The sequence below is a fragment of the Pseudomonas sp. DC3200b2 genome, from assembly GCF_049895785.1.
GTDB lineage: Bacteria > Pseudomonadota > Gammaproteobacteria > Pseudomonadales > Pseudomonadaceae > Aquipseudomonas > Aquipseudomonas massiliensis.
Genome location: NZ_JAFCTA010000001.1, coordinates 1,063,953 through 1,076,793 on the forward strand (window position 1 = coordinate 1,063,953; position 12,841 = coordinate 1,076,793).

Sequence of the window (12,841 nt, forward strand, 5' to 3'; positions counted from 1 at the left end):
CCGCTACATCAATGCGTACAGCAGCAGCGTGTTGACCACCAGCATGGCCAGGGCGGTGGGCACCTGGGCCTTGATCACCGCGTAGCGGTCGGGCAGCTCCAGCAGCGCGGCCGGGACCAGGTTGTAGTTGGCCGCCATGGGTGTCATCAGGGTGCCGCAGTAGCCGGAGAACATGCCGATGGCGGCCACGACGGCGGGGTTGCCATGGTACACCCCGATCAGGATGGGAACGCCCACCCCGCCGGTCATCACCGGAAAGGCCGCGAAACCGTTGCCCATGACCATGGTGAACAGCGCCATGCCCACGACATAGACCATCACCGCTATAAAGCGATAGTCCATGTTGATGTAGCTGTTGGCCAGGAAGGCCACGGCCTTGCCTACCCCGGCTTCGGTGAACATCAGGCCCAGCATGGCCAGCATCTGCGGCAGCACCAGGGCCCAGCCCAGCGCCTCGGTAAGGCGACGCGATTCACGCATGGCCTGGGCTGGGGTATCCCGGGTCAGCCAGCAGGCCAGGCCCAGGGCCAAGACGCTGGCCAGGCCAAGGGCAACGAAGGTGGAATTGGCCGGATCGAGCAGGAAGCGCTCGCCCAGCTTAAGGTTTTTCAGCCCCAGGGCCAGCGCTACCGTCAGCAACGGGACCGCCAGGGCGGGAATGAACAGGCGATTGCCCAGGCGCGCCGCCACCGCTGCCTGCGCCCGCTCGGCCAAGGGCCGATAGCTGCCAGTGGCGACACCGCCGCAGCCGGCCAGCACCGCCATGACCAACACGCCAGCACCGACCAGGACCGGCGGCAGGCGTTCGCCCACCAGGAAAGCGATGGCGAACAGGCCCCAGAACAGCCCGCTGCGCCAGCGCCGTGGGTGAGCACGATCGGCCAGGATAAGGCCACAAGTGATCGCCAGCACCACGCCCGCCAGCCAGTAAAGGTATTGGATGGAAAGAATCATGCCTTCGCTCCTTCGGACGCGCCCTCAACCGCGCCGTGACGGGCCAGGTAGTGGTCCAGCCGATACAGTCTCAGGCCGTGGATGATCAGGGCGCTCAGCGCTGTGGGAATGCCCCAGACCGCAATATGCAGCGGGTCCACCTCTATGCCCGCGCCCAGCAGGAAGGTGTGCATCAAGGCAATGGCACCGAACGCCACGAAGATGTCCTCGCCGAAGAACAGGCCGATGTTGTCCGTCGCCGCGCAAAAGGCCAGCAAACGTTGCCTTAGGCCAGGCGAAAGCGGGCCATGGCGGCTTACGGCCGCGCCCTCGGTCATCGGTGCCAGCAAAGGGCGGACCATCTGCGGGTGGCCCCCCAGGCTGGTCAGGCCAAGGGCGGCGGTGACTTCCCGCATGAACAGGTAGCCCATGAGCAGGCGCCCGGCCGTGGCCTGGCGGAAGCGCCCAATCCACGCTTGGGCATGCCGACGTAGCCCGTGGCGCTCCAGCAGGCCTATCACCGCCAGGGGCAGGAGGATGATCAGGGGGAGGGTCCGGGTCTTGATGAAGCCGGTGCCGATGCTGGCCAGCAGTGATTCCAGCGGCAGCTGTGCCGCCAGCCCGGTGACGACCGCCGCGGCGGCCACGACCAGCATGGGGTTGAAGCGCAGGATGAAGCCGAGGACGATGACCGCGACGCCCAGAAGGGGCCAGAGGTTGAGCGATTCGTTCATGATTATTGCCCTGGAAAGGCGGCTATGCCGCGTTCGGCAGCAGCGAAGTCTTCTTATTGTGGCGGCGCCTGGCGCCTCGAACTGTTATGGCCCGATTGTTGGAAGCTGCCGGCGGCCGCGTCCAGTGAGAAAATCCGGTGTCCGGCGATAGCTTTTTCTTGATCGCCTGGTCGCCCATGCCTTGAAATACTGCCACGCAAAGGAGGGCGCCCCTGATGAACATTCGATTCCTGGAAACTTTCGTCTGGGTTGCCCGGCTCAAAAGCTTTCGCCTGACCGCCGAAAAGCTGTTCACCACCCAGGCATCCATCTCCAGCCGAATCGCCGCGCTGGAGGACGAGCTGGACTGCCGCCTGTTCGTGCGCGACCCGCGCGGCGTCACCTTGACGCCGGAAGGGCAGCGGGTATTGGACTACGCCGAGCAGATGGTCGATACCCTGCACGCCCTCAAGGGGGCCTTGAAAGACCCGGCGCTGGCCCGCGGACGTTTGCGCATCGGCGCCATGGACACGGTCATCCAGACCTGGTTCAGCGCGCTCATCGCCCGCATCGACGCCGCCTGGCCCGGCGTCGAGGTGGAGATCACCGCCGATACCGCCCGCAACCTGTGCGAGCAACTGGAAAAAGGCTACCAGGACATCATCCTGCAGACCGATATGGTGCGCCTCGATACGGTACGCAACACTCTGTTGCAGCGCTATCCCATGACCTGGGTCGTCGCCACGGGATCGCCGCAGGACCGCCACTACCCAGACCTGGCCGCCCTGGCCAGCGAGCGGATCGTCACCTTTTCCCGCAATTCCCGCCCGCATCAGGACCTGCTCAACCTGCTGCACGACGCTGAACTCCCCAACGCCAGGGTGAACTGCGTGAACTCGGCATCGGCCATCATTCGGCTGGTGCAGAACGGCTTCGGCATCGGCTCCCTGCCGCTACCCCTGGTTACCGCTCAACTGGGCGATGGCAGCCTGCGCCTGATCGAGGGCATCCGCACGCCGCCACCGATGGACATCATCGCCGCCTGGCGGGCGGGGCCGGGCATGGCGTTGTCAGAGCAGGTGGCAAGCATGGCCCAGGCGCTGATCGCCGAAGAGGGCGCTTAAGCTTTTCTTATCGCCCCCAGCGGCTTTTTCTGAGTTGACCGGCCGCCACGCAGGCTTCTACCTTGGCCAGGTGTCCTGTCGGCTGGAGCGGCCCATGATTCTTCTCAACTGCGACATCGGCGAAAGCTACGGTGCCTGGACCATGGGCCTGGACGCCGAGGTCATGCCCTTGATCGACTGCGCCAACATCGCTTGTGGCTACCATGCCGGTGACCCGCTGACCATGCGCCGCACCGTGGCCCTGGCGGCGCGTCACGGGGTGCGCATCGGCGCGCATCCGGCCTATCCGGACCTGGTCGGCTTCGGTCGCCGCTCCATGGCCTGCTCGGGGGAGGAGGTGGAAAGCCTGCTGCATTACCAGATAGGCGCCCTGCAGGCGTTCTGCGCCCTGGAAGGGACCCAGGTAGAGTACGTCAAGCCCCACGGCGCACTGTACAACGACATGATGACCCAGCCGGCGCTACTGGCTTCGGTGATGCGTGCCGTGGCGGCCCACAAGGTGCCCCTGGTGCTGTTGGCCATGCGTGACAACAGCGCCCAGCGCGCCCTGGCGGCTGAGTTCGGGGTGAGCCTGTGGTTCGAAAGCTTCGCCGACCGGGCATACGAGGCCGATGGCCAGCTGGTATCCCGGCGTTTGCCCGGGGCCGTGCATGAAAGGACCGATGCCGTGGTGGCTCAGGCACTGGCCCTTGCCAAGGGCCAAGCCTTGGTGGCCCGGGATGGCAGCCCCTTGCAGCTGCACAGCGATACCCTGTGCGTGCATGGAGACAACGCCGCTTCGGTGGCTGCGGTGCGCCGCATACGGCAGGCACTCGAGTCGGCACGGTCATGAGCGGGCACCGCTTCAGTTTCGGGAATGACCGAATCGGGACCATGGAAACCGTAGGGCTGGACGCCTTGATGATCCGCCTGTTCGACACCATCGACGAAGCCAACGTCGGCTGGTTGCTGGCCCTGGTCGAGCGCCTGCGCGGTACCTTCGGCGATCACCTGGTCGACCTGGTGCCGTCCTATACCACCGTGCTGGTGCATTACGATGTGCTCGCACTGGACATGGACCAGGCCCGGGCGCGGGTGCGCCAGGCGGCTCAGGGCCTGGCCCCGGCGGCAAGCGCCCAGGGCCGCGAGCACCGGGTGCCGGTGTGGTACCACCCCACGGTGGGGCCAGACCTCGCCCGCCTGGCTGAACTCAGTGGCCTGACGGTCGATGAGGTGGTGCGCCGACACTGCGCCAAGGCTTACCGCGTGTTCGCCCTTGGCTTCACCCCGGGCTTCGCCTTCATGGGGCTGGTGGAACCGGCGCTGGCGGCGCCGCGGCTCACCACGCCACGTCAGCGTATCGCGGCCGGCAGCGTCGGCATCGGCGAACGCCAGACCGCCATCTACCCCAGCGACTCGCCAGGCGGCTGGAACCTGCTGGGGCGCACGCCAGCGCAACTGTACGTCGCGGGCCAGAGCCTGTTCAGCCCAGGCGACAGCGTACGCTTCGAGGCGATCAGCCGTGAGCGCTTCCTCGAATTGGGTGGGGACCCGATGCCACTGGAGGGCAACCAGCCGTGAGCCTGTTGATCGAAAAAACCCACCCGCTGTGCCAGCTGCAGGATGCCGGCCGCTTCGGCGTGCGCCACCTGGGCATCACCCAAGGCGGCGCGGCGGATTGGCTGTCCATGAGCCATGCCAACCTGCTGTTGGGCAACGCGCCCTCGGCCGGCGTGCTGGAGATCCCGCTGGGCGGCTTTGCCCTCCTGGCGCAAGCGGATTGCCTGCTGGCGCTGGCCGGCGCCGACCTGCAGGCGACCGTGGACGGCGCGGCGCTATTGCCTTGGCGCAGCTTCAACCTGCGCCGTGGCCAGCGTTTGGTGTTCGGCAGCCCTCGTGAGGGGTTGCGCGCCTACCTGGCCGCGCCGGGTGGGTTCAGCGCGCCTGCCGCCTTGGGCAGCCTGGCCACGGTGGCGCGGGATAGCCTGGGTGGCTTGCACGGTGACGGCCGGCCCTTGGCGATAGGCGACCGCCTGGGCTTTCTCGGGGCGCCAGGGCTCGGGCGCGAAACGGCCACGGCGCGCCCACCGGACTTGAGCCTGGCACGGCCGCTGGAATTGGTGCTGGGCGCCCAGGTGGGGCAGTTTTCCGGGCAGAGCCTGTTCGAGGCGTTCAATCAGCCCTGGACCCTGGATACCCGCGCCGACCGCATGGGCATGCGCCTGCTCGGTCCGGTGCTGGCGCATCAAGGCCCTGGGCTGGTATCGGAGGGCATCACGCTGGGCGCCGTTCAGGTACCCCCCGACGGCCAGCCCATTGTGTTGGGCAATGATCGCCAGACCATCGGAGGTTATCCCCGGCTCGGCGCGCTCACGCCCTTGTCGATGGCCCGGCTGGCGCAGGCCATGCCCGGGCAGCAGTTGCGGCTCCGGCCGGTCATGGCCGAAGCCGCCCGAGATGCGCATCTAGAGGCCTGGCGGGCTCTAGTGGGATGATTCCGCGGCACCGTTGTGAAGCCTTGTGAATCTTTCCCAGGAGGATGCGGTGGTCATGGAGCAGTCATGGCGCCCGGGGAGATCCCTGCCTGCCGATCGCAGTTATAACTCGTTTGAATAACGATCAACTTTTGCGTGATATGGGGCAGCGGCGAATGCGCGTATCATAGCGCCCCCCGCCGTTCAGATTACGAAAAGCCCATGACCGTGCATTACCCCACCATCGCCGACTGCGTCGGCAATACCCCACTGGTTCGCCTGCAGCGCCTGGGCGGCGCCACCAGCAATACCCTGCTGCTCAAGCTGGAAGGCAACAACCCGGCCGGTTCAGTGAAAGACCGGCCGGCGCTGTCGATGATCAGCCGGGCCGAGCTGCGCGGGCAGATCCAGCCTGGCGACACCCTGATCGAGGCCACCTCTGGCAATACCGGCATCGCTTTGGCCATGGCCGCGGCCATCAAGGGCTACCGGATGATCCTGATCATGCCCGACAACTCCACCGCCGAGCGCAAGGCGGCCATGACCGCCTACGGCGCCGAGCTGATCCTGGTCAGCCGCGAAGAAGGCATGGAAGGCGCGCGCGACCTGGCCCAGCGCATGCAGGCAAAAGGGCAGGGCAAGGTGCTGGACCAGTTCGCCAACGGCGACAACCCCGAGGCGCATTATCAAACCACGGGCCCGGAAATCTGGCAGCAGACCGGCGGCAGCATTACCCACTTCATCAGCTCCATGGGTACCACCGGTACCATCATGGGCACCTCCCGTTACTTGAAGGAACAGAACCCGGCGGTCCAGATCGTGGGTTTGCAGCCGATGGAGGGGGCGGCGATCCCGGGCATCCGTCGCTGGCCCGAGGCCTACCTGCCGAAGATCTACCAGGCCGAACGGGTCGACCGCATCGTCGACATGGCCCAGGCCGAGGCCGAGAGCGTCACTCGCCGCCTGGCGCGGGAGGAAGGCATTTTCTGCGGCGTATCTTCCGGTGGCGCGGTGGCCGGCATGTTGCGGATCAGCCAGGAAGTGGAGCATGCGGTACTGGTGGCGATCATCTGCGACCGCGGCGACCGCTATCTGTCCAGCGGCCTGTTCGACGCGCCCAACTGATGGCACGCAAGAATGGCGGGCTGCGCTTCCAGCCCAGCGGCGGTCAGCGGGCTGCGGTGGTGCCAGCGGGCAAGAAGCAGCGCCTGCGCATCGAGCGCTTGGCCGCCGACGGGCGCGGCATCGGCTTCGAGGATGGGCGCACCTGGTTCGTCAGCGGCGCCCTGGCTGGCGAGACGGTGGATGCTCGTGTCCTTGGCGCGCAAGGCAAGATAGTACAGGCGCGGGCCGAACGGGTGATCGAAGCCTCAAGCATGCGACGGCCCGCGCCATGCCCCTATGTGGACCGCTGTGGCGGTTGCAGCGTGCAGCACATCGGCCATGAAGACCAGCTGGCCCTCAAGCAGCGGCAACTGGCCGAGCAGTTGGCCAAGGTAGGTGGCACGGCCCCGGATGCCTGGGCGCCGCCCCTGGTGAGCCCGGAATTCGGTTATCGGCGCAGAGCCCGTGTCGCCGTGCGCTGGGATCAGGCCCAGCAGCGCCTGGAAGTGGGTTTTCGCGCGGCGGCCAGCCAGCACATCGTGAACATCGATCAGTGCCCGGTGCTGGTACAACCCTTGCAGTCGATTTTCCAGGCACTACCTGGAGTCCTGCGTCAGTTGAACCGTCCCCGCGCCATCGGCCATGTCGAGTTGTTCCATGGCACCCAGTCGGCCGTGCTCGTGCGCCATACCGCGCCCCTTGAGGACGCGGACCAGGCGCGCCTGCGCGAATTTTGCGCGGGGCAGGGCGCTCAGCTCTGGTGGCAGGGCACAGGCGAGCCGCATCCTGACGATTCCGCCGATCGCCTGGCATACGCCCTGGCGCCCTGGGGCCTGCGGCTCGGCTATCGGCCCGGGGATTTCGTGCAGGTCAACGAGGCCGTGAATCGGGCCATGATCGAGCAGGCCCTGGCCTGGCTGGCGCCCGGCGCCGAAGATCGGGTACTGGACCTGTTCTGCGGCCTGGGCAACTTCGCCTTGCCCCTGGCGCGCCTGGCCGGGGAAGTGGTCGGCGTGGAAGGGGTGCAAGGCATGGTCGACCGCGCGGCGACCAACGCGATCGATAACGGTCTGGCCAACGCGACCTTTTACCAAGCCGATCTGTCACAACCCCTGCAAGGCGCGCCATGGGCGAAGAAAGGCTTTTCTGCGGTACTATTGGATCCGCCTCGTGACGGGGCATTTGAAACAGTTCGCCATATATCCTCGCTGGGGCCGCGCCGCATTGTGTATGTATCGTGCAATCCCGCGACCCTGGCCCGTGACACAGTGGCGTTGCAGCAACAGGGTTACCGTTTGAAACGTGCCGGCGTTCTCGACATGTTCCCGCAAACCTCCCATGTCGAGGCGATGGCGTTATTTGAAAAAGGTCAGGACGACCAGGCAATGTGACTGGCGACCCCGCTAGTGGCGGCGGTCCCGGCTCCAGAGATCAGCCCGAGGCGCGGATGCGCCGGGTGGGAGCCTGAGCCAGCGAATGTTGGCGCACCCGTAGTGCGTCATAGGGAAGGTAAAGATGGTACAGGTGAGAGCACAGCAGCCGGTCAATACGGACGGCAGCATCAACCTCGATGCGTGGCTCGATCATATCGTCAGCGTGGACCTGGCGCTCGACCGGGAAGCGTTGAAGCAGGCGTGCGAGTTCGCCCTGGCGCTTGACGTGGCTAACGTCAACGCCAAGGATTCCTGGGCCGATGGTACGTCCAGCTACCAGGCTGGCCTGGAAATCGCCGAGATACTGGCCGACCTCAAGCTCGATCAGGATTCACTCGTGGCCGCGGTGATCTACCGCTCGGTGCGCGAGGGCAAGGTCGGGCTGGCCGAGGTGGGCGAGCGCTTCGGCCCGGTGGTCGCCAAGCTGATCGATGGTGTGCTGCGCATGGCGGCCATCAGCGCCAGCCTCAGCCCCCGACAGTCGCTGGTGCTCGGCACCCAGGTGCAGGTGGACAACCTGCGCAAGATGCTGGTCGCCATGGTCGACGATGTACGGGTGGCGCTGATCAAGCTGGCTGAGCGCACCTGCGCCATTCGCGCGGTGAAGAACGCGCCTGAGGAAAAACGCCAGCGGGTGGCCCGGGAAGTCTTCGATATCTATGCGCCCCTGGCCCATCGCCTCGGTATCGGCCATATCAAGTGGGAGCTGGAAGACATCTCCTTCCGCTACCTGGAACCTGAGCAATACAAGCAGATCGCCAAGCTGCTGCACGAGCGGCGCCTGGACCGCGAGCGCTTCATTGCCGACGTGATGCACCAGCTCGAGCGTGAACTCACCGAAACCGGCGTGAAGCCCGATATCAGCGGGCGGGCGAAACATATCTATTCCATCTGGCGCAAGATGCAGCGCAAGGGCCTGCAGTTCAGCCAGATCTACGACGTTCGGGCGGTGCGCGTGCTGGTGCCGGAAGTGCGCGACTGCTATACCGCGCTGGGCATCGTGCACACCCTGTGGCGGCATATCCCCAAGGAATTCGACGACTACATCGCCAACCCCAAGGAGAATGGCTATCGCTCCTTGCACACCGCGGTGATAGGCCCGGAAGGCAAGGTGCTGGAAGTGCAGATCCGTACCCATGCCATGCATGAGGAAGCCGAGCTCGGCGTCTGCGCGCACTGGCGTTACAAGGGCACCGACGTCAAGCCCAGCTCCAACCATTACGAAGAGAAGATTTCCTGGCTACGGCAGGTCCTGGAATGGCACGAAGAGTTGGGGGACATCGGTGGGCTGGCCGAGCAGTTGCGGGTCGACATCGAGCCGGACCGGGTCTACGTATTCACCCCCGACGGCCACGCCATCGACCTGCCCAAGGGGGCGACGCCCCTGGACTTCGCCTACCGGGTGCATACCGAGATCGGCCACAATTGCCGGGGGGCGAAGATCAACGGCCGCATCGTGCCGTTGAACTACAGCCTGCAGACCGGTGAGCAGGTAGAGATCATCACCAGCAAGCACGGCAGCCCGAGCCGGGACTGGCTGAACTCCAACCTGGGCTACGTCACTACCTCTCGGGCACGGGCCAAGATCGTCCACTGGTTCAAGCTCCAGGCCCGTGACCAGAACGTGGCCGCCGGGCGCAGCCTGCTGGAGCGCGAACTCAGCCGCCTGGGCCTGCCCCAGGTAGACTTCGAGCGCCTGGCGGAAAAAGCCAACGTCAAGACCGCCGAAGACCTGTTCGCCGCGCTGGGCGCCGGTGACCTGCGCCTGGCCCCCTTGGTGAACGCCGCGCAGCAACTGGCCGAGCCGGACCGTGGGCATCTCGATACCCTCGACCTGATCCCGCGCAAGTCCTCCAGCGGCTACAAGCCGGGCAAGCGCGGGGATATCCAGATCCAGGGGGTGGGCAACCTGCTTACCCAGATGGCGGGCTGCTGTCAGCCGCTGCCGGGCGATGCCATCGTCGGCTACATCACCCAGGGCCGTGGCGTGAGCATCCACCGCCAGGATTGCGCCTCGGTGCTGCAGCTCAGCGCCAAGGAGCCCGAGCGCATCATCCAGGTCAGCTGGGGGCCGGTGCCGGTGCTCACCTACCCGGTGGACATCCTGATCCGCGCCTATGACCGTTCCGGCCTGCTTCGCGACGTCTCCCAGGTGTTGCTCAACGAGCGGATCAACGTGTTGGCGGTCAACACCCGCTCCAACAAGGAAGACAACACCGCGCAGATGTCTCTGACCATCGAGATTCCAGGGCTGGACGCGCTCGGGCGGTTGCTGGGGCGCATCTCCCAGCTGCCCAACATCATCGAAGCACGGCGTAACCGTACCCCATGAGCCAGCCCGAGAAAGCCTACACACTGGAAGACCTGCTCTACCTGATGGCACGCCTGCGGGACCCGCAAAACGGCTGCCCCTGGGACCAGAAGCAGACCTACGCCAGCATCGTGCCCTATACCCTGGAGGAGGCCTACGAAGTCGCCGACGCCATCGAACGTCAGGACTTCGCCCATCTGCCTGGGGAGTTGGGGGACCTGCTGTTCCAGGTGGTGTATTACGCCCGGTTGGGCCAGGAGGAGGGCCGCTTCGACTTTGCCCAGGTGGTGGACGGAATCACCCGCAAGCTGGTGCGGCGGCATCCCCATGTGTTCGCCACCGGCGATCTCTATGCACCCTTGGACAGCCCACGCCTGGACGAAGCCCAGGTAAAGAACCGCTGGGAGGCGATCAAGGCCGAGGAGCGCGCCGAGCGTAGCGACGCGCCCGAACAGCTTTCATTGCTGGACGACGTGCCGGTGACCCTGCCGGGCCTGCCCAGGGCGGTGAAGCTGCAAAAGCGCGCCGCCTCGGTGGGCTTCGACTGGCCGGCGGCGCTGCCGGTGGTGGACAAGGTACGGGAGGAACTGGACGAGCTGCTCGAAGCCATGGCGGGCAACGACGCGTCGGCAGTGGAGCACGAACTCGGCGACCTGCTCTTCACCGTGGCCAACCTGGCCCGCAAGCTGAAGGTGGACCCGGAGCAGGCGTTGCGCGGTGCCAACGGCAGGTTCGAGCGTCGATTCCGCTACCTCGAACAGGTGTTGCGCGAGCGGGGCCAAGTCATCGAAGATTGCGACCTCGAGGCGCTCGATGCCCTTTGGGGTGAAGCGAAACGTCAGGAACAGAAAACGCTCAGCTGCGGCTGAGCAAGAGCGAGTGAGCACCATGAGCCTTTCCCTTCGTGACCAACTGCTCAAGGCAGGGTTGGTCAACCAGAAACAAGTCAAGCAGGTGAGCAAGGAGCAGCAGAAGCACAAGCGGCTGGTGCAAAAGGGCCAGGCCGAGGCGGACGACACCCAGAAGCGCCTGGCCCAGGAGGCCGCCGCCGAAAAACTGCGCAAGGACCAAGAGCTCAACCGCCAGCAGCAAGCCAAGGCCGAGGCCAAGGCCAGGACGGCTCAGGTCAAGCAACTGATCGAAGCGACTCGCCTGCCCAAGCTGACCACCGAAGACTATTACAACTTCGTGGATGACAAGAAGGTCAAGCGCTTGTCCGTGAACAGCCTGATGCGTAGCAAGCTGTCGAACGGCAGCCTGGCCATCGTTCACCACGGAGGCGGTTACGAGGTCATTCCCCGCGAAGCGGCCTTGAAGGTACAGGAGCGGGAGCCACGCCGCATCGTGCTGCTCAACACCCCCACGGAAGAGCCTGACGGCGATGATCCGTACGCCGCCTACAAGATTCCCGATGATCTGATGTGGTGACGCCTTGCACTAGGGAACTGCGCCCGTTACGCATTGCCGGTGGGAGTCAGCGGAGCTGACGAATCGTGCTTGAGCTGCACCCTAAATCTTGGACACCCATCCAACCTTTAGGGTGCAGCTCACAGCTTTTTCGCTAGCTGGCGCTAGCTCCCACCGCGATTACCTCGCTGTCTGATAAATGGGTTTCAGTTCAGCGTGTCCTGATGGACCTCAATCTTCTCAGCCCTAACGGCCTCCTGTGCCTCCAGCTCATGCTGGTAGGCCAGCGCATCGTGTTCGTTGTGAAACATGCCTACCAGAAGGTCCTGTTGGTATACATCCCAGATACGCACCCCGGCCGCCAGGCCTTCATGGGACATGTGGGCATCGTCACGTTCGCTTACTTTCACAGTCATGTTGATACTCCTCTGGGTAGTCGTCGCAAGGGACGTGCTTCCGTTATAGGAGTCTGGCGGGAATATGGGAACGCATCGCCAGCGCAACGAACTGTTGCGTTTTCCATAAAAAAAGCTGCAGCCCAGGCGTGGCGTGGCCTGCGGCAAAGTGTCGCACTAGATGAAGGCGAGTGAAGAATGTTTTAAGGAGGGAAAAACGTGACCGAGGGACCTCGGTCACGCTAGAAGGCGATTAGCTGCCCTGGACTTTTCGGCCATCCACCGTGCCGTCCTGCAGCATGATGGTGTATTCCTTGCCATCGGTTTCAATCTGCTGAAGCTGGACCAGCAGGTAGTCCCAGCTCTTGGCGAACCAGAGTACGGTCACCCGCTTGCTCTGGGTAGGGTCGCGGACGCGCTCGACCTTGATGGCGTCGATGCTGCCGGCCTTGGTTTGCACTTTCTCTTCACCCAGAACGCGGAAGTCGTAGGTGTCGATTTCGTCGCCGTCCACCACCTGGTAACTCATGCTCTTCTTGCCGGCCGCCACGTCATGCTGAAGCGCCAGCTGGTAGCTGGACTTGTCCAGTACGCCTCGGTTGAGGGGCAGGGTGATGGCGTCTCCGCGATCGGTACCGGTGACTTTCTTGGCGGTCCAGTCGAAGTCCAGGTCCACCGTCTTGGCCTTGCCCAGGCCGCCACGCTCGAAGTGGTATTTCTGCGGAAGCAAAGTGTCCTTGTCCATGCGCAGCGTGCTGCTTTCGGTCAGGCTGGCGATCACCATCGATGCCTTGAAGTTGAGCGTCCAGTCGCCATCGGCGCCTTTGCTGAGGCTGCGTTCGGCGGTACCGCTCATGGGCAGTTGTTTCCAGTCGGCCGTGTAGCTGGCCGAGAAGGGTTTCAGGTCTGCGGCCTGTGCGCTGGGTAGGGCGAACAGGGCGAGCGCGAATAACAGGGCACGACGCATA

Annotated in this window: 13 protein-coding genes; 9 read left to right on the top strand and 4 right to left on the bottom strand. The window is 64.9% G+C overall.

Going from position 1 to position 12,841, the window contains the following annotated elements:
- Nucleotides 1-3: 3 nt before the first annotated feature.
- Both ACP691_RS05135 and ACP691_RS05140 read right to left on the bottom strand, forming a co-directional pair.
- Nucleotides 4-954, bottom strand: a complete 951-nt coding sequence (locus tag ACP691_RS05135) for a DUF979 domain-containing protein (protein WP_426152785.1) — start codon at nt 952-954, stop codon at nt 4-6.
- Nucleotides 951-1,667 carry a DUF969 domain-containing protein gene (locus ACP691_RS05140; RefSeq protein ID WP_426152787.1) on the bottom strand — a complete coding sequence of 239 codons (717 nt, stop codon included), beginning with the start codon at nt 1,665-1,667 and terminating at the stop codon, nt 951-953. Before ACP691_RS05140 ends, ACP691_RS05135 begins: the two co-directional genes overlap by 4 nt.
- A 215-nt stretch (nt 1,668-1,882) precedes the next feature.
- Here ACP691_RS05140 and ACP691_RS05145 point away from each other — a divergent pair, with 215 nt between their 5' ends.
- The 9 genes from ACP691_RS05145 to ACP691_RS05185 all read left to right on the top strand — a co-directional run bounded on the left by ACP691_RS05145 (nt 1,883) and on the right by ACP691_RS05185 (nt 11,499).
- Nucleotides 1,883-2,770, top strand: coding sequence for a LysR family transcriptional regulator (locus tag ACP691_RS05145; RefSeq protein WP_426152789.1), 888 nt, complete (start codon nt 1,883-1,885; stop codon nt 2,768-2,770).
- 94 nt (nt 2,771-2,864) lie between these two features.
- Nucleotides 2,865-3,602: a 5-oxoprolinase subunit PxpA gene (locus ACP691_RS05150; RefSeq protein ID WP_426152791.1), complete on the top strand. Its 738-nt coding sequence runs from the start codon at nt 2,865-2,867 to the stop codon at nt 3,600-3,602.
- 41 nt (nt 3,603-3,643) lie between these two features.
- The gene (locus ACP691_RS05155; RefSeq protein ID WP_426152793.1) at nt 3,644-4,330 is read left to right on the top strand and encodes a 5-oxoprolinase subunit B family protein; all 687 of its coding nucleotides are present in this window, start codon (nt 3,644-3,646) and stop codon (nt 4,328-4,330) included.
- The gene (locus ACP691_RS05160; RefSeq protein WP_426152795.1) at nt 4,327-5,244 is read left to right on the top strand and encodes a biotin-dependent carboxyltransferase family protein; all 918 of its coding nucleotides are present in this window, start codon (nt 4,327-4,329) and stop codon (nt 5,242-5,244) included. Before ACP691_RS05155 ends, ACP691_RS05160 begins: the two co-directional genes overlap by 4 nt.
- 201 nt (nt 5,245-5,445) lie before the next feature.
- Nucleotides 5,446-6,348 carry a cysteine synthase CysM gene (gene cysM / locus ACP691_RS05165; RefSeq protein WP_426152797.1) on the top strand — a complete coding sequence of 301 codons (903 nt, stop codon included), beginning with the start codon at nt 5,446-5,448 and terminating at the stop codon, nt 6,346-6,348.
- Nucleotides 6,348-7,718: a 23S rRNA (uracil(1939)-C(5))-methyltransferase RlmD gene (gene rlmD, locus ACP691_RS05170; RefSeq protein WP_426152799.1), complete on the top strand. Its 1,371-nt coding sequence runs from the start codon at nt 6,348-6,350 to the stop codon at nt 7,716-7,718. The genes cysM and rlmD overlap by 1 nt, the downstream gene beginning before the upstream one ends.
- A gap of 124 nt (nt 7,719-7,842) precedes the next feature.
- Nucleotides 7,843-10,092, top strand: a complete 2,250-nt coding sequence (relA, locus tag ACP691_RS05175) for a GTP diphosphokinase (RefSeq protein WP_426152801.1) — start codon at nt 7,843-7,845, stop codon at nt 10,090-10,092.
- On the top strand, nt 10,089-10,940 hold the full coding sequence (gene mazG / locus ACP691_RS05180; RefSeq protein ID WP_426152803.1) for a nucleoside triphosphate pyrophosphohydrolase: 852 nt from the start codon (nt 10,089-10,091) through the stop codon (nt 10,938-10,940). The genes relA and mazG overlap by 4 nt, the downstream gene beginning before the upstream one ends.
- 19 nt (nt 10,941-10,959) lie before the next feature.
- Nucleotides 10,960-11,499 carry a DUF2058 domain-containing protein gene (locus ACP691_RS05185; protein WP_426152805.1) on the top strand — a complete coding sequence of 180 codons (540 nt, stop codon included), beginning with the start codon at nt 10,960-10,962 and terminating at the stop codon, nt 11,497-11,499.
- A gap of 185 nt (nt 11,500-11,684) precedes the next feature.
- On the opposite strand, the gene ACP691_RS05190 is transcribed toward ACP691_RS05185, so the two are convergent.
- Both ACP691_RS05190 and ACP691_RS05195 read right to left on the bottom strand, forming a co-directional pair.
- Complete coding sequence (locus tag ACP691_RS05190; RefSeq protein WP_426152807.1) at nt 11,685-11,894, bottom strand: hypothetical protein; 210 nt, start codon at nt 11,892-11,894, stop codon at nt 11,685-11,687.
- Nucleotides 11,895-12,126: 232 nt separating this feature from the next.
- The gene (locus ACP691_RS05195) at nt 12,127-12,840 is read right to left on the bottom strand and encodes a DUF3108 domain-containing protein (protein ID WP_426152809.1); all 714 of its coding nucleotides are present in this window, start codon (nt 12,838-12,840) and stop codon (nt 12,127-12,129) included.
- Between the last annotated feature and the right edge of the window lies 1 nt (nt 12,841).